Source organism: Anabaena sp. TISTR 8404 (assembly GCF_056847745.1).
Genome location: NZ_CP180578.1, coordinates 6,744,852 through 6,762,695 on the forward strand (window position 1 = coordinate 6,744,852; position 17,844 = coordinate 6,762,695).

The 17,844-nt window shown below is 41.7% G+C and carries 13 protein-coding genes; 7 read left to right on the top strand and 6 right to left on the bottom strand.

Features of this window, described 5'->3' with window-relative positions; translation table 11 throughout:
- Positions 1-41: 41 nt before the first annotated feature.
- On the bottom strand, positions 42-1,166 hold the full coding sequence (gene bchI, locus ACMX3D_RS29030; RefSeq protein WP_482749222.1) for a magnesium chelatase ATPase subunit I: 1,125 nt from the start codon (positions 1,164-1,166) through the stop codon (positions 42-44).
- Positions 1,167-1,376: 210 nt separating this feature from the next.
- On the opposite strand from bchI, the gene miaB reads away from it, so the two are divergent.
- From miaB to ACMX3D_RS29050, 4 genes are all read left to right on the top strand, one after another.
- Positions 1,377-2,741, top strand: coding sequence for a tRNA (N6-isopentenyl adenosine(37)-C2)-methylthiotransferase MiaB (gene miaB, locus ACMX3D_RS29035; protein ID WP_482749223.1), 1,365 nt, complete (start codon positions 1,377-1,379; stop codon positions 2,739-2,741).
- Positions 2,742-2,781: 40 nt separating this feature from the next.
- Positions 2,782-3,063 (top strand): BrnT family toxin, encoded by a 282-nt coding sequence (locus ACMX3D_RS29040; RefSeq protein WP_482749224.1) that lies wholly within the window; start codon positions 2,782-2,784, stop codon positions 3,061-3,063.
- Positions 3,044-3,286, top strand: coding sequence for a hypothetical protein (locus tag ACMX3D_RS29045; protein WP_482749225.1), 243 nt, complete (start codon positions 3,044-3,046; stop codon positions 3,284-3,286). Before ACMX3D_RS29040 ends, ACMX3D_RS29045 begins: the two co-directional genes overlap by 20 nt.
- A 141-nt stretch (positions 3,287-3,427) precedes the next feature.
- A complete protein-coding gene (locus tag ACMX3D_RS29050; protein ID WP_482749226.1) occupies positions 3,428-3,586 on the top strand; it encodes a hypothetical protein in 159 nt (52 codons plus the stop codon).
- Positions 3,587-3,713: 127 nt separating this feature from the next.
- Here the strand turns inward: ACMX3D_RS29050 and ACMX3D_RS29055 are convergent, their stop codons facing one another.
- The 4 genes from ACMX3D_RS29055 to ACMX3D_RS29070 all read right to left on the bottom strand — a co-directional run bounded on the left by ACMX3D_RS29055 (position 3,714) and on the right by ACMX3D_RS29070 (position 8,702).
- On the bottom strand, positions 3,714-3,857 hold the full coding sequence (locus ACMX3D_RS29055) for a hypothetical protein (RefSeq protein ID WP_482749227.1): 144 nt from the start codon (positions 3,855-3,857) through the stop codon (positions 3,714-3,716).
- A 22-nt stretch (positions 3,858-3,879) separates the two neighbouring features.
- On the bottom strand, positions 3,880-6,237 hold the full coding sequence (locus ACMX3D_RS29060; protein ID WP_482749228.1) for a two-partner secretion domain-containing protein: 2,358 nt from the start codon (positions 6,235-6,237) through the stop codon (positions 3,880-3,882).
- 358 nt (positions 6,238-6,595) lie between these two features.
- Positions 6,596-6,889, bottom strand: a complete 294-nt coding sequence (locus ACMX3D_RS29065) for a hypothetical protein (RefSeq protein ID WP_482749229.1) — start codon at positions 6,887-6,889, stop codon at positions 6,596-6,598.
- A gap of 238 nt (positions 6,890-7,127) precedes the next feature.
- Entirely contained in the window at positions 7,128-8,702 is a 1,575-nt protein-coding gene (locus ACMX3D_RS29070) for an alkaline phosphatase D family protein (protein WP_482749230.1), read from the bottom strand.
- A gap of 125 nt (positions 8,703-8,827) precedes the next feature.
- Between ACMX3D_RS29070 and ACMX3D_RS29075 the strand changes: the two genes are divergently transcribed.
- The 3 genes from ACMX3D_RS29075 to ACMX3D_RS29085 all read left to right on the top strand — a co-directional run bounded on the left by ACMX3D_RS29075 (position 8,828) and on the right by ACMX3D_RS29085 (position 17,146).
- Positions 8,828-10,282, top strand: coding sequence for an aminotransferase class I/II-fold pyridoxal phosphate-dependent enzyme (locus tag ACMX3D_RS29075; protein ID WP_482749231.1), 1,455 nt, complete (start codon positions 8,828-8,830; stop codon positions 10,280-10,282).
- A gap of 95 nt (positions 10,283-10,377) precedes the next feature.
- On the top strand, positions 10,378-11,496 hold the full coding sequence (gene dprA / locus ACMX3D_RS29080) for a DNA-processing protein DprA (protein ID WP_482749232.1): 1,119 nt from the start codon (positions 10,378-10,380) through the stop codon (positions 11,494-11,496).
- Between the two features lie 196 nt (positions 11,497-11,692).
- Positions 11,693-17,146 carry a trifunctional serine/threonine-protein kinase/ATP-binding protein/sensor histidine kinase gene (locus ACMX3D_RS29085; protein ID WP_482749233.1) on the top strand — a complete coding sequence of 1,818 codons (5,454 nt, stop codon included), beginning with the start codon at positions 11,693-11,695 and terminating at the stop codon, positions 17,144-17,146.
- A gap of 68 nt (positions 17,147-17,214) precedes the next feature.
- Here the strand turns inward: ACMX3D_RS29085 and ACMX3D_RS29090 are convergent, their stop codons facing one another.
- Positions 17,215-17,751, bottom strand: a complete 537-nt coding sequence (locus tag ACMX3D_RS29090) for a hypothetical protein (protein WP_482749234.1) — start codon at positions 17,749-17,751, stop codon at positions 17,215-17,217.
- Positions 17,752-17,844: the final 93 nt, after the last annotated feature.

Below are 17,844 nucleotides of genomic sequence, written 5' to 3' on the forward strand. Positions count from 1 at the left end.
GCGCAAAACTTTGCGCCCCTACTTTTTCCTTTCAAGGAAAATTAGCGTACACCCGTTTTAATTCCGCCTGTGCCGTTTTTCTTTGCAGAATCTTCTTCTGGCAACTCTACACCAAAAACGCGAGCAAAAGCTTTTTCGACTTTGTAACCAGAATCAATTGATTCTAGGGGGTCTTTGCGCAATCTGTGACGCAAGCACAAAGTAATCACGCGTCGGATATCATCAAGAGTAACTTCGGTACGTCCTTCAAATGCGGTTAATGCTTTGGCTGCACGGTTGGTGACAATATCACCCCGCAAACCATCCACATCCAACTCCGAACAAACTTCCGAAATTTTTACCCGCAAGTCATAATCAATTTTGACTTGTGGTAATAGATTTTGAGCGTTGACAACTTTCTGCTGTAGTGCTTCTTGGTCAGCTTTGTGCTGTGCCAAAAATGCTGGCGGATTTTGGTCAAATTCCGAGCGTTGTTCAACTATCTGCACCCGCAAAGCAGGTTCTTTCACAGTGTGAATTTCGGCGTGCATTCCGAAACGGTCGAGTAACTGGGGACGCAATTCGCCTTCTTCCGGGTTTCCAGAACCAACCAGTACAAACCGCGCAGGGTGACGAATGGAAATCCCTTCCCGTTCTACAGTGTTCCAGCCACTAGCAGCAGAGTCGAGTAACACGTCTACGAGGTGGTCATCTAGCAAGTTGACTTCATCCACGTAGAGAATGCCTCGGTTAGCTTTAGCTAGAAGTCCTGGTTCAAAAGCTTTCACACCCTCAGACAAAGCTTTCTCGATGTCGATAGTACCGCATACTCGGTCTTCTGTAGCTCCCAACGGCAGGTCTACCATCTGGACTTTTCTGTGGTCTACGGGAATATCCGCACCTTGTTCTAGTTTTTGGCGGACTTCATCGCTCATCAGGTCGGTGTCGCTGGGGTGACTGTTAAAGGGGTCATTAGCGACTACAGGGATTTCTGGCAACAAATCCGCTAACGCCCGGATAGTTGTTGTTTTGCCGGTGCCGCGATCGCCCATAATCATTACACCACCGATTTTGGGATCAATCACGTTCAACAGCAGCGCCAGTTTCATTTCTTCCTGGCCCACAATTGCCGTAAATGGAAATACCACGCGACGCGCACTTGCCGTGGATTGAGCAGTTGGAGTCACTAAATTACCTTAACAATTTTTTTTATTACAGTTCTTTATTGTGCCACAGTTAGGCGCAGGGGGAACAGAGAATAGGGAGTAGGGAATAGTTGATTCAGAAATCACTCTGTGTACCTCCTTTGTTTTCCTTTGCGTACCTCTGCGTTTAAAACATAGAATAGAAACAGAAACCAAGCATATTTAACATCACGCTAATTAAGCATAATTCCCATGACCACTTCTAAACGCCGCTATCACATTACTACCTTCGGTTGCCAAATGAATAAAGCCGACTCAGAGCGCATGGCTGGCATTTTAGAAGACATGGGCTTTGAGTTTTCCGAAGATCCAAATAATGCAGATGTAATTCTCTACAATACCTGCACAATTCGAGACAATGCCGAGCAGAAGGTCTATTCTTACCTTGGCAGACAAGCCAAGCGCAAACACGAACAGCCAGATTTAACCTTGGTTGTGGCTGGTTGTGTCGCACAACAAGAAGGCGAAGCACTGTTACGACGCGTCCCAGAATTAGATTTAGTCATGGGGCCACAACACGCCAACCGCCTCAAAGATTTGCTGGAATCAGTCTTTGGCGGTAATCAAATTGTTGCGACTGAACCAGTCCACATTATGGAAGACATCACCCAACCGCGCCGGGATAGCAAAGTTACTGCTTGGGTGAATGTGATTTATGGTTGTAACGAACGCTGTACTTATTGCGTAGTTCCAAACGTGCGTGGTGTAGAACAGTCCCGCACACCAGAAGCTATCCGCGCCGAAATGGAAGAACTCGGACGGCAAGGTTATAAGGAAGTAACTTTGCTCGGTCAAAATATTGACGCTTACGGTAGAGATTTACCTGGTGTCACTCCAGAAGGGCGACATTTGCACACATTCACAGATTTGCTGTATTACGTGCATGATGTACCAGGAATTGAACGGCTAAGATTTGCTACCAGCCATCCTCGTTATTTCACGGAAAGATTGATTAAAGCTTGTGCGGAATTACCCAAGGTGTGCGAACACTTCCATATTCCGTTTCAGTCTGGGGATAACGATGTATTAAAAGCGATGTCACGGGGTTACACTCACGAGAAATATCGCCGGATTATTGATACGATTCGCAAGTATATGCCGGATGCGTCAATTAGTGCTGATGCCATTGTCGGCTTTCCTGGTGAGACAGAGGAACAATTTGAGAATACCTTGAAGCTGGTTGAAGATATTGGTTTTGACCAATTGAACACAGCCGCCTATTCACCACGTCCGGGAACACCCGCAGCATTGTGGGAAAATCAACTGAGTGAAGAAGTAAAAAGCGATCGCCTACAAAGATTAAATCATTTAGTGGCTATCAAAGCAGCCGAGCGATCGCAGCGTTATTTTGGTCGCATCGAAGAAGTATTAGTCGAAGACCAAAACCCCAAAGATCAAACTCAAGTTATGGGACGTACACGCGGTAATCGTTTGACATTTTTTACAGGCGATATTAATGAACTCAAAGGGCAATTGGTGAAAGTTAAAATTACCGAAGTTCGCGCTTTTAGCTTGACTGGTGAACCAATAGAAGTGCGGCAAGCTTTAACAGTTTAATTAGGTGATGTTTTAATCATAGATTCGATATTATTGGGACATGGAGTTCGAGTGGGATGAGTCCAAAGCAACTACGAATTTAAAGAAACACGGAGTCAGCTTTGAAGAAGCTAAAACTGTTTTTGATAATCCGTTAGCAGTTATCTTTAATGATCAAACGCACTCTTCTATAAATGATCAGCGAGAAATCATTATTGGTCACTCCAGACAAAATCGCTTGCTGCTGATTTCATTCACCGAGCGTTCCAATAATATTCGTATCATTAGCGCCCGTTTAGCGACTCGAAAGGAACGTGAAGATTATGAACGAAACACATTTTGAACAATCACAAAATTCTGATGACGAGCTTTTGGCTGAGTACAACTTTGATTACCGGAAAGCAAAACCAAACCGTTTTGCTAACCGAAGTGGAACACAAAGTTTAACAGTTGTAGTTTTGGATGAAGATGTAGCAAAAGTTTTCAAAACTCCTGAATCAGTTAATAAAGTTCTACGAGCATTAATTGAGTCGATGCCAAAAACACCCAAGAGTGGGAAAGAATAAAAGTTTTTTGTAGCAGAATGTACTTTGAGGCGAACGCTTATAAAAGACTTGGGTAATGCACTTATCAGCTACTTCAATCACAATTGTTTATCTGTGATAAACTACAGCAATTATTATTTCAAAGGTAAATCAAATTCAAGTATGTCTGGCGATACTGCTGTTACTAATTTGCTTGTTACTGTTATTGAGCGATTGCAAGGCAGAGAAACGCTAGAATTAGAGGTAAAACTAGCTCAAGGTGGCATACCTAAAAGCCTGCCAAAAATATGTTGCAACAGAGGTATTTACAGAAGAAGTTAACTCACAGCAAATTGCTCTAAACTTAGAATGTCAATAAGATGAAAAATTAGACATAAAAGCAGGTGAGCGATCACTGTAGGAGTTGGCGCAGCGATCGCCAGTAATTCTTCCACCATTAATCAACGCTTTATTTATTCCAGTATTTCACAAGCGATCGCTCCACACTCATCAAATGTAGCAACTGTCGTCGGGTTTCCCGACTTGTAGCGACTGGCGTTGCAGGGTGCAGGGGAGAGGGTTTTGTAGTTGCTGCACAGTTGCAGCGAATCATCAATGATCAGTCAGACAAGATATTAAAAATTGCTATGAGGTACAGCACAAGATGCTGGATTGAGTAATGGGCTATGGGGTGTGACAGTGGGTGCTTGTGCAACTAAAGTCACATTTCCTTTGCCATCTGTCACCCAGCCTTGGGCTGGGACAATTTTAGTTGTTTGATTGACAAAATCTACTTTTTGTGTGTTTATTCGATGGGGCTGAGTACTAGCAGTATTTTCACTCTCGTCATCTAGAGTAATCCAATTGGCTAGGACTGTATCATCCATTAAAGGGTCTGTGGGACTGGGTGCAATTCCTCCCCTACCTGTGGCGACAAGAGAACCTCGTTTGAATTTACCCCCTGGTTTACAAGCTGTGGCAATTTGCCGAGAAGCATCAACTGGATCTGCGGGTAGTTCTAATAATCCTCTGCTGGGGTCAACATCGGGTGTGTTGATTTGGATAATACCGTTTAATGAAGGGTTTTGTAGCGAAAAAGCGGTAATATCACTGGTTGGTAGTCTACCGGGGTCTAGTTGTCTTGGATCTTCAGTACCTAAGAGGCTGATTAAGTCGGAGCGATCGCGCTGCACAAATCCAAATATACTATTGGCGTTGATGAAAATCCTACCACCAGTACCAGAAAAGGCATTGGCTGTAATGTCATTATTTTCTTGGGGAGTAGCGACTAGAAAACCATTAGGTGCATTGATGGTAATATTGCCACCATTCCCTGGAGCGTTGGCTGTACCTGCATTTGTGGAAATTTGACTATTGCGACGTAATAATAATACATCTTGCACCTGCAACGTAATATTCCCACCTCCACCACCTTGACTATTAGAGGAGATTTGTCCTTTCTCATCCAGCAGGATAGAACCAGCATTTACATTTATTTCACCTGCTGTACCTAGTTCATTGACATTTCCTTGATATTTAATCACAGGTGGAAGTCTTGGAATTCGACTAGTAACAGCTATACCACCATCTCTTATCAATAATTTTACTGTATTAACTGTCACTGTACCTGCTGCTCCAGGGCCTATAGTTGTGGCAGACAAATTGCTAGGAAAACCTACTGCTGAGATACCAGTTATCTGCACTGAATCAGAAGCATTGATTGTTATATTTCCTCCGTTACCTTTAGCTGGTATCAAGGTCAAAGTTGAAGGATCTAAATTACCACCAGAGCCAGCTGAAATTTCTGCGCCGTTTTGTAAGCGCAATCTACTAGTGTTTACTGTAATATCACCCGCATGACCATCACCAGCAGTATCACTCACCAATGCAGTGGCTATAAAACGATTAACTGGCTCAACAATCCCACCAATTAACTCCACTGAATCAGAAGCATTGACATTCAAATTTCCCCCATCCCCCTTGTTGAAAGTAGAAACACGAATTTGTGCGCCATCCCGAAGAATTAAGTTCTTAGCGTTAATTGTTAAGTCTTGGCCGTCTCTCATACCTAGAGTTTGACTTGTAACAATTGCATAGCGGCTAATTAGTTCGACAGTGTTACCTTGTACTGTAATTCTGCCACCACCATCTACACCACTAGCATCTAGGACAGAACCTACCGCCGTGCTACCAACTATTCGTTGAGCTAGTTGAATATTTTGAAAATTATTGACATTTTCATATCCCAAGACCCAACCCTGGCTTATGGGCTTGAGAGTAACTAGACTATTAGGCACAACACTTCCTAATTCAATATTTCCCGACTTCGCTGTTATATTTCCTCCATCTAAGAATAAATTACCGCCCACTAGAGCTAATGTTTTACCTGACTGCACCTGTAAGCCAACAGGTTGACCAATCACATTAGTCGTACCATTGGGACTTGCTTGAGATAGATTGCGGATAGGCGCCGCGATCGCTGTGAATTGTAAACCAATGGGAATACTGACAGATAGTAGAGATGAAACTTGTGTATCTGTAGCACTAAATGTCTTGCCATCAGCAAAGTTAATCCTACTAGCTGTACTTGCCAGAAAAGAACCGCCAATATTTAATGTAGCTTGAGGCCCAAACACAATTCCGTTGGGGTTAATCAAAAACAGGTTAGCTGTACCTCCAGCCTGGAGAGTACCATCAATTTCAGAAATAGAATTTCCTGTTACGCGGCTGATAATGTTTTGAATACCAGCAGTATTTTGAAAACTAGCTGTAGTGTTAGCAGGGACAGAAAAATTCACAAAACTATGGAAGAGGTTATCACCGACGCGAGTACCCCCTGTAATTATTGTAGTATTGTTCTGGTTTGTGACTTGAGAATTGGTGGGCAATGTCCCATCCTGCATGATTTGGGCAGAAGTTGAGTTAGCAGAAAAAGCTATAACACTACCTATTGCACTGCCTAAAATTCTTGACCACCAATGAAGATTGCTCATATCTCCACACAACTCACTGAACAATTGTGATTGTACTTTTAAAATGCAATGACCTGTTGAAGAATTGACAAAATTCGTTGGTTATGCTGCTTATCAACGTTTATTTTTACTGCTATTTTGCAACTTTATTTGTAGCGAAAAGAGTTTTATCAAATAGCACTAAATTTATGAAAAAAAAGCGGTGTTATCTATATTCTAATAGGGACAACACCGCTTTTTTTGATTGAGCAAATTTTTATTTGGTTGTCGTAACTTATTAGTAATAGTAAAAGAAAGATTACTCCCTTCTAATATTTACTACAGAAAAATGTTTCTCAATCTGCTTTTTTGCCTTGTATGAGCAAGATGCAGTGTATTTTTAGGGAAAACCACAGCTATACCATTGTCCATTGTAGTAATAACCTTGTAATTTAACCTTTGGTGGGGTAATACTAGGCAAAATTCCTTGATTTTCTTGGCTGGATTTAATTTGACTTAGGTCGATTAAGAACTGTAATTGAAATGATTCTAAATCTGACAGACCATATTTTTCTAATAATTCAGCTAGTTTATCATGATTCAGATTACTGTATATTTCTTTGGACAAATCAGCGTATAACTCTGGTAATATTTGCGAATCAATAACTGTTGGTTCTGTTTCTTGGGATTGCATAGATTTTGGTTGGCTTTTTAATGTAGTAGACAAATGAATTTAGCTGTTTAGCATTGCTGAGTTACAAGTCACAAGCTTGAGGTGTGAACTTTTTCTCTCTATTTATAAATTCAGAGTGACTCCGAAGAATTACGCATTGCTTAACAAAACTTTAGATTTTCCTCTATGAAATTATGCAAAAAGTGTAGGTGGGCAAATACCACCTACAACAATCTAGTTATTAACAGGAGCGTCAGAATTAAGCTTGCCGATATGCTCCTGGTTGCCCATCTTGGACAACAAAGGAAGCTAAGGTTCTAATAGTTGCATTGGGGTCAACTATGCTAGAAACAGCTCGATAATCACTTTGCCACTGTCTGGGAGTGACTTGACAACGGACATAGCCCCGGTATGCACCGTCGAAAAACTTAGTGTGGGGATTAGCACTCAAAGCGGCTTGCACTGGCGCAATGAATGAGGTGGGAAAGTCGGAGGTAATGGAAGTACCAACAAACTCAGTCGCCACTGTTACTGAGGATGGATTATTAAAATCAAGTTTTACATCGTGTACCCAACTGGAATGGATATCACCAGTAATCACCACAGGGTTAGAGGGACGGCGCTGGTTGAGGAAATTCACAATTCGCTGACGTGCTGCTACATAACCATCCCATTGATCTAAGTTAAACACCCCAATCTCTGGACGAGGATCAAAATCGAATTGAGCAAACATCGTCTGCTGGGCAATAATATTCCAACGGGCGGGGGATTTATCTAAACCTTGGAATAGCCAGCGTTCTTGCTCTGAGCCTGTCATGGTTGCATTTTCGTCAAAGGCTTGCAGACAACGAGGCTTGAGTCCATCATTACAAGGTTGGTCTGTGCGGAATTGACGGGTATCCAAAACGTGAAACTGAGCTAAATTCCCATAACTCAAGCGCCGATAAAGCTGGGCGTTAGCACCAATGGGCAGTGAAGATAAGCGCAGTGGCATGTGTTCGTAGTATGCTTTATACGCATTGGCGCGGCGTTGGGCAAATTCTTTTGGGTTGACGTTATCTTCTGAAATTAAGTTGGCGTAGTTGTTTTCTACTTCATGGTCGTCCCATGTAACTATCCAAGGAAAGGCTGCATGAACTGCTTGCAGATTTGGGTCGGTTTTATAAAGTGCGTGACGGTTACGGTAGTCATTCAAAGTCATAATTTCTGGGCTATTATGCTGACGTGGCCCCCCAGTTTCTGGCCCGTATTCGTAAATGTAATCACCAAGATGTACAACTAATTCAATATCTTCTTCCGCTAGATGTCGGTAAGCTGTGTAAAAGCCATTTTGCCAATCTTGGCAAGAAACAAAAGCATAGTTCAATTGTTGAATAGAACTGTTGAATGCTGGTGCTGTACGAGTCCGACCGATGGGGCTAAGTTCATTTGCTACCCGAAACTGATACCAATACCAACGGTTAGGTTCTAACCCTTGAACATCAACGTGTACTGAATGTGCTAAATCTGCGATCGCTAAAGTTTTACCACGTCGGACAACTTTTCGCATATTCTCGTCTATGGCAACTTCCCAGTGTACCACCACATTTCTGGGGGGCATTCCACCGCCATTGAGGGGGTCGGGTGCTAACCTTGTCCATAACACCACACTATCGGGTAAAGGGTCGCCAGAAGCTACACCCAAGGTAAATGGATAGCTAGAAAATCTCGATGTTGCTAATGCTGGTTCCCATTGACTAGTTAATGCTAAACCTGTAAAAAATCCTGCACCAAGTAAAATACTCCGCCGTTTATAACGATTTGATAATAGGCGATCGCAATTGATAAAATCCATATCCACCCTTAGTTTGTTTCCGCACAAATGCAATGAACCTACCAACCGACAATCAAGCGGAGTTTAAGAAAGTGTTAAAAGTGTGAAGTATGAAGTGTGAAGTATGAAATTCTATTCTTTGTTTAATGCTTAACCAAAACGAAACGCCTTTATTAGATGCGATCAAAGCTTGTACAGTAAATCCTCACGCGCCGTTTTACACTCCTGGACACAAGCGAGGTCAGGGAATTCCGCAGTCATTGGCTGATTTACTTGGTGAAACTGTATTTCACGCAGATTTAACGGAATTAGCTCAGTTAGATAGTTTGTTTGCACCCCAAGGTGTGATTCAAGCAGCACAAGCATTGGCGGCGGAAGCGTTTGGTGCTGCACAAACATGGTTTCTTGTCAATGGTTCTACCTGTGGTATTGAAGCGGCAATTCTGGCTACCTGCGGTACAGGCGATAAAATTATTTTGCCGCGAAATGTGCATTCTTCTGCGATCGCTGGTTTAATTCTCTCCGGCGCGATACCAATTTTTGTTAATCCTGAATATGACCCAGTTTTTGATATTGCTCACAGTATCACACCCGATGCGGTAGAAGCAACGCTACAAAAGCATCCTGATGCTAAAGCAGTGTTGACAGTTTACCCGACATATTACGGTGTCTGCGGAGATTTAGGTGCGATCGCCCAAATTACCCATCAATATAATATTCCTTTACTGGTAGACGAAGCTCACGGCGCACACTTCACCTTTCATCCAGAATTACCTACCCCAGCTTTAGCCGCAGGTGCAGATTTAACTGTCCAGTCAATTCACAAAGTACTCGGTGCGATGACGCAAGCATCGATGTTACACGTTCAAGGACAGAGAATAGATATTGACCGTGTGAGTAAAGCTTTGCAACTTGTCCAGTCTACCAGTCCTAGTTATATACTGTTAGCTTCTTTAGATGCAGCACGTCAGCAAATGGCGGTGAATGGCGAACAACTTATGTCGCGCACTTTGCAACTTGCAGATTTAGCGAGAAGCAAAATCAGTCAAATTCCCGGTTTATCAATTTTGCAGCAAAAATTATCACCTGGCTTTGAGGAATTAGATAGAACTCGGTTAACGGTGAACTTGACTGAGTTAGGTTTAACTGGATTTGAAGCCGAGGAAATTTTAGACGAAAAGCTAGGCGTAACTGCGGAATTCTCATCATTGCGGAATCTGACTTTTATTATTAGTTTAGGGAACACCGCTAGTGATATTGAGCAATTAATCCAAGGTTTTGATATTCTTGCCGAAAAGTATCGTAGTAACAGAGTAATTGTAAATCGCCCAGTTGAGCAGAATTTTGAGGAGTATGCTGTACAGATATCTCCTCGTGATGCGTTTTTTGCTGCTAGTGAAACTGTACCATTAGAACAAACAAGCGATCGCATCTGTGCCGAAATCGTCTGTCCCTACCCTCCCGGAATCCCGGTATTAATGCCAGGAGAAATTATTACCAAAGCAGCTTTAGCATATCTGCAACAAATTCAAGCAATGGGTGGATTTATTACTGGTTGTGCAGATAATAATTTGCATACTTTAAAAGTAGTTAAAAATTAGCGATCGCTCTACAATTGGTAAATTTGAAGATAATTCTCACAATTGCCTCGTCTAATTTGGGAATACTCAACGAGAGTGGGTGCGAGGATCAGCAAGTGTTAGAAGAACGAGCATATTGGTTAGCTTGGGCGCAAATTTCGGGAATTGGCCCGGTGTTGTTGCAACGATTGCACCAGCATTTTGGGACTTTATCTACAGCTTGGGAAGCTACCAAGGCTGAATTAGGGGAAGTTGAAGGTTTTGGTTTGCAAACATTGGCTAAAGTAGTAAAAGAGCGATCGCAATTACATCCAGAACAATTACTTACCCAACACCTGCAAGAAAACCCTTGTTTCTGGACACCAGCCGATGCAGATTATCCCCGCTTGCTGTTAGAAACACCCAGTCCACCACCAGTTTTGTACTATCGGGGTAAAGTGGATTTAGCAGAAAATCTCGGACAAAAACCAATGGTGGGAATTGTTGGAACCCGCCAACCTTCCGAATATGGTATTCGCTGGACTCGCCAAATTAGTACGGCTTTGGCGAAAAATGGCTTTACGGTTGTTTCGGGGATGGCGGAAGGAATTGACACCGAAAGTCACAGCGCCACAATTAAAGCGGGTGGAAGGACAATTGCAGTGTTAGGAACAGGTGTAGATGTGATTTATCCCCACAAAAATCGAGATTTGTACAAGCAGATTTTAGATGCAGGTTTAGTGCTGAGTGAATATCCTGCCAAAACCCCACCCGATCGCAAAAATTTCCCTAGACGCAATAGAATTATTGCAGGTTTAAGCCGTGCCATTTTGGTAATGGAAGCGCCTTTAAAATCTGGTGCGTTAATTACTGCTACCTACGCTAACGATTTTGGCAGAGATATCTATGCACTCCCAGGAAGACTCGATGATTACCCATCCCAAGGCTGTTTAAAGTTAATCTCTCAAGGCGCTTCGATAATTTTTCGAGAATTAGATGAACTATTAACTTTATTAGGTGCAGTTCCAAAACTAGATGCTGTGACAACTTCCCCAGCAATAGAACAGTTAAGTTTGCCGACTTTAGCACCGCAAATGCAACAAGTAATCGATGCGATCGCTTCTGATACTTTACCCTTGGATGCGATCGTTCAAACAACAGGTATTCCCGCTAGTTCTGTTTCTAGTGTTTTATTACAACTAGAACTTATGGGTTTAGTCTCGCAACTTCCAGGGATGAGGTATCAAAAAGTTTGATTATTTACATATAATCTCGTGTTATTTCTAGTATTTAATAGGGTAATCAGCCCAGCAAAATCAGGTTGGTAAGGAGTTACTCTTCTAAATTAGTAGTCGTAACACCTCATTAAAAAATATATAGTTTTGTTTGAAAAGTTACAAAGCTCAACTTGCATGGGCATATTAAGAATGCTTATCATGTTGCAAGCTCAAAATGACAACAACACTATCTGGTTATCAACTCCTAGAAACCCTTCACTGTGGCAGTAAAACCATCATTTATCGCGGACGGAGAAATACCGATAATGCGTCCGTCATTGTCAAAACTCTTGTGGACGAACATCCATCTTTAGAAGACATTGCACGGCTGCGCCACGAATATCAAATTATTGAGCCGCTGCAAATTCCAGGCATTGTTAAACCCTACGAATTAAAGAATTATCATCATAGTCTGGCTTTGGTAATGGAAGACATTCCAGGTTACTTGCTCAAAGAAGTAATTACTAATCAAACAACCAACTTGATTATTTTCCTAAAAGTCGCAATTAATCTGACACACACCTTAGGAGAGTTGCACGCCCAACAAATTATTCATAAAGATATTAAGCCACATAATATTTTAATTGACCCCGAATCTGGAGAAGTTAAACTAATTGACTTTAGTATTTCCTCGCGCCTTGATAAAGAAAATCCCACCTTGAGCAATCCGAATTTGCTAGAAGGTACACTGGCCTATATGTCGCCTGAGCAAACAGGCAGAATGAATCGAGCGATCGATTATCGCACAGATTTTTACTCTTTGGGTGTGACGTTATATGAAATGCTGACAGGTACTTTGCCATTTCATACTTCCGACCCAATGGAATTGGTACACTGTCACATTGCCAAAATACCCGCCGCACCTTGCAAAGAAACAGTGTGTCGCATTCCAGAAGATGTGCCAGAGGCGATTAGTGCGATTATTTTGAAACTATTAGCCAAAACAGCAGAGGAGCGATATCAAAGCGCTTGGGGACTGAAAGCAGATTTAGAGGAATGTTTGTTTCAACTGCAAACGACTGGCAAAATTGTCAATTTTGTACTCGGAAAACGAGATAAATCGGGACAATTTTTGATTCCCCAAAAGTTGTACGGACGCGAAACTGAAGTTTCAACCTTGATGACTGCATTTGAGCGTGTGGCAAGTGGTTGCAGCGAAATGATGCTTGTTTCCGGTTATTCCGGGATTGGTAAAACTAGCGTTGTCAATGAAGTTCATAAACCAATTGTGGGCGCAAGAGGTTATTTTATTGCCGGCAAGTTTGACCAATTCAAGCGCAATATTCCCTATGCGTCGTTGATTCAAGCCTTCCAATCTTTAATTGGGCAATTACTCACCGAAAGCGAAGCCCAAATTCAAGTATGGAAAGAGAAACTGTTAACCGCATTGGGGGAAAATGGGCAAGTTATTATCGATGTGATTCCAGAGGTCGAACTAATTATTGGCACTCAGCCAGCTGTGACACAACTGGGTGCGGCTGAATCGCAAAATCGCTTCAATCGTGTTTTTGGGCAATTTATCGGAGTATTTACTAGCCAAGAGCATCCCTTGGTTGTGTTTCTGGATGATTTACAGTGGGCAGATTCGGCATCGTTAAATTTAATTGAGTTATTGATGACGGATAGCGATCGCCAATATCTATTATTAATTGGAGCATACCGCGATAACGAAGTCTCGCGCACCCATCCGTTGATGATGAGTTTGGAGAAAATTCAAACAGCCGATGCTGTGGTGAATCACCTTGTCTTATCACCGTTGCAGTTAACAGATGTAGAAGCGTTAGTTGCTGATACATTGAATGACACAGAACATACCAAGCCACTAGCAGAATTACTGTTGCACAAAACAGGGGGAAATCCGTTCTTCTTAACACAACTGCTCAAAACTCTACATCAAGAAGACTTATTAACATACAACTTCCATTCAGGGCTGTGGCAGTGGAATATCCAATATATTCAAGCGATAGGTATTACTGACCTGAATGTTGTCGAACTGACAGCCAGAAACATTCGCAAACTATCAATAGAAACGCAAAAAGTTTTGAAATTGGCTGCTTGTATTGGTAATACTTTTAATTTAGATGTCTTAGCAATTGTTAACGAAGCATCACCCCTAACTACTGCAACACAACTGTGGACTGCGCTGCAAGCTGGGTTTATTTTGCCGTTAACTCAAGATTACAAAATTCCTTTAGTGTTTGGTCAGGAAGAATCTAGCAAAATTAATTTAACGGATGTCAAAGTTAACTACAAATTCTTACATGACCGAGTACAACAAGCCGCATATTCTTTGATTCCTGATGCAGAGAAAAAAGCAACGCACCTGAGAATTGGTCAATTATTGTTACAAAATACAACACTAGAAGAACGTAAAGAAAATGTCTTTGCTTTAGTCAATCAACTCAATTATGGTATTGATTTACTAACAACCCAAACAGAAAAATATGAACTAGCCCAACTTAACTTGATAGCTGGGCAAAAAGCCAAAGCCGCAACAGCATATGATTCTGCGATCAAATATTTGCAAGTAGGTTTAGGGCTGTTAGCAGTTGATAGCTGGGAAAGTCACTATGAACTGACATTAGCACTGTATGAGGAAGTAGCAGAAGCAGCTTTTTTAAGCGGTGATTTTGCAGGAATGCAGAAGTTCGTTGAGGTAGTACAAAACTGCGCTAGAACGCTGCTGGACAAAATTAAAGTGTATGAAGTCCAGATGCAAGCATACATGGGACAAAACAGACTGCTAGAAGCAGTTAATACAGCGCTACAAGTGTTGAGGCTGTTAGGAGTGGAGTTTCCCCAAGAGCCGAACGCGTCAGATATTGGGCAGGTGCTAGGGGAAACTGCGGCAACTTTGAAAGGCAAGCAAATTGAAGATTTTGTTGATCTGCCTCAAATGTCCGATCCCTACAAACTAGCAGCTATGAGGCTTTTGTCAAGTATCTTTGCTCCTGCATACATTGCTGCTCCTGCACTATTACCCTTGACGGTGTGCAAACAAGTAAATTTATCCGTCCAATATGGTAATGCTTCTGTTTCTCCCTTTGCTTACGCCAATTATGGTTTTCTTCTTTGTGGCGTTGTAGAAGATATTGATTTAGGTTATCAGTTCGGTCAATTGGCTTTAAGTCTGGTATCAAAGTTGAATGCTCAAGAAATGAAAGCCAAAACGGCCTTCATCGTAAATCTATTTATCCGACCTTGCAAAGAGCATCTGAGAGAAAGTTTAAAGCCTTTGGTGTCAGCTTATTCTAGTGGAATAGAGACAGGCGATTTAGAATATGCTGGTTATAATCTACTACAGTATTCCTGTTTAGCTTACTTTAGCGGCAAAGAACTGACTGTCTTTGAAAAAGAGATAGCAATTAACAGAGATGCTATTCATAAAATTAAGCATGAAACAGCGCTTAATTATATAGAAACCTATTGGCAGACTATCTTAAATTTGTTGGGAAAAAGTGAAAATACTTGCTGTCTCAAGGGTGAAGTCTACGATGAGCAGATAAAGTTGCCACAGCATCAGCAAACGAAAGACGATGCGGGAGTTGGCTACATATACTTGAACAAATTTTCACTGAGTTACTGGTTTGAAAATTATTCCGCAGCGATGGAAAATAGTGCCATAGCAGAAAAGTGTTTGAACGCACTAGTAGGATTGCCTGTTGTTCCTATTTTCAAGTTTTATGATTCTTTAGCACACTTAGCCGTGTATCCTAATATCCAAGGGTATGAGCAAAAAGCCATTTTTGAGCGCGTCCAAGCTAATCAAGAAAAAATGCAAAAATGGGCGCATCATGCACCCATGAATTATCTGCACAAATTCTATTTAGTAGAGGCAGAAAAATATCGAGTTTTGGATGAAAAATTAGCAGCGATTGAGATGTATGATAAAGCGATCGCACTTGCTAAAGAAAACGAATACATCAACGAAGAAGCATTAGCTTACGAACTTGCAGCTAAATTCTATCTTTCATGGGGTAAACAAAGCATTGCTAAAACCTATATGACAGATGCGTACTACTGCTATATGCGTTGGGGTGCTGTTGCAAAAGTCAAAGATTTAGAAGCAAAATACCCACATTTAATTACACGAACTGCCACCACAGAAAAATCGATAAAGCACCTAGACCTAACTCAAACCAGTTCTACTACTACCGGAAGCGCTCATATTCTTGACTTGATGACAGTGATGAAAGCTGCGCAGGTGTTGTCAGAAGAAATGAAGCTAAATCGCCTGGTGCAAAAAATGATGAAAATTGTCATCGAAAATGCTGGTGCTGTCCAAGGTTACTTGATTACTAAGCACGAGAATCAATGGATGCCAGAAGCAGCGGGAATTGTTGAAGGGAAAGACGTTAGCGTTATTATTAACTCGCAATCAGAAACAGATTCACCTTTACTACCAGTTGCTTTATTTAACTACGTCGAGAGAACCAAAGAAAACCTAGTCTTAGATGATGCTGTCCAAGATTCCCGGTTTGCAACTGATACTTATATCTCCACGCATCAATCTAAGTCGATTTTATGTTTGCCACTAATTCATTCTGGCAAGTTTACTGGGATTATTTATTTGGAAAATAACCTGATTCCTGGTGCTTTTACTCCAGAACGGGTGAAGGTGCTAAGTTTATTAACTGCACAAATTTCGATCGCAGTTGATAACGCCCGTCTTTATACCAATTTGCAAACTTACTCCCAAGAACTCGAAGTTAAAAACACAGCTTTGCAAGCATCCGAAACGCGAGAGCGAGAAAAAGCCGAACAACTCCAACAATATTTGGAAAAACTTCAAAAAACCCAGGCTCAACTTGTACAAACAGAGAAAATGTCCAGCTTAGGACAACTAGTAGCTGGCGTTGCTCACGAAATCAACAATCCAGTTAATTTTATCTATGGCAATCTCAATCATGCCAACGAATACACAGAAGAAGTGCTGAGATTGTTGGAACTCTATCAAAAACATTACCCATCTCCTCATCCAGAAATTCAAGAAGAAGCCCAAGCAATTGATTTGGAATTTCTGCTGGAAGATTTACCTAAATTACTGTCTTCTATGCGGGTAGGCGCAGACCGAATTCGCAAAATTGTCGCTTCTCTGCGCACCTTCTCGCGGATGGATGAATCTGAAAGAAAAGCGGTGAATATTCATGATGGGATTGACAGTACCTTGATGATTCTGCAACATCGCCTCAAAGCGAAGTCAGAGCATCCAGGTGTTGAGATTATCAAAAATTATGGCAATCTGCCTCTAGTTGAATGCTATGCAGGAGAGTTAAATCAAGTGTTTATGAATGTGTTGAGTAATGCTATTGATGCGTTGGAAGATTCATTAGTGAACAATCCCGGAAAAATGACTGGCCCCAGGATTACTATTCACACTCAACAAGTGAATGCGCATCAAGTTGAAATCCGCATTGCAGACAACGGTATAGGAATACCAGAGCCAGTTCGACAACGCCTGTTCGATCCTTTCTTCACGACAAAACCTGTGGGTAAAGGCACGGGTATGGGTTTATCGATTAGCTACCAAATTGTCACTGAAAAACACGGTGGTTCTCTTGTTTGTCAGTCAGAACTAGGTCAGGGTGCAGAGTTTATTATCTGCATTCCCATCTCGCTGGAAAGCTGATGAGAATATCAGATTTGTAGTAGAGACGCAAAATTTCGCCTCTCTACTTAGAATTATCAATCTGTTCTCTATTCGCTGCTTTTTGCTGTGGCTTGTTCTGGCGATTTAACTATTCTTCTACCCCAAGGCTTCAGCACGGAAATAGCAATGATAGCAAGTATACATAAGTTTTGAATTGTACCGCCGATGAGAACGCCTTTGATATCAAAGTTATACAGTGGGTTGATTAATGCTTGCGATCGCTCTACATCCGAAATACTAGTAGCTGCGTTTACCCAAGGCCCTAGCCAAATAGTTCCTGTAGTAATCAAGGTGACTGTCGCAACCCATTTGACAATTACCCAGTAGTGTTTAAAAAATCCCCAAATCGTTAACCAGCAAAGCAGTCCCCCAGTTAATAAAGACAAGTTAGCTGCGGGAATCACGACGAAATCATCCAATAGTTTCAACGTTGCATTAATCCCATACAGTTCATCACCGTTAGTAGTATGAGCATTTTTCAGTGCGATCGCTACCATGCACAAAGCTGCACCAAACCAAATGCTCCCAAAGGCCACATGAGCCGATAATAACCAGTTTTTCTGTTTAACGTTGAGCTTGGGCATAAACTCTCCAGGTTGGATGTAGGAAGAATCACAGTCTAGCTATTTTAATAAGCTACCATATAATATGGTTCCTTACTATTGTGTCTAGAGCAT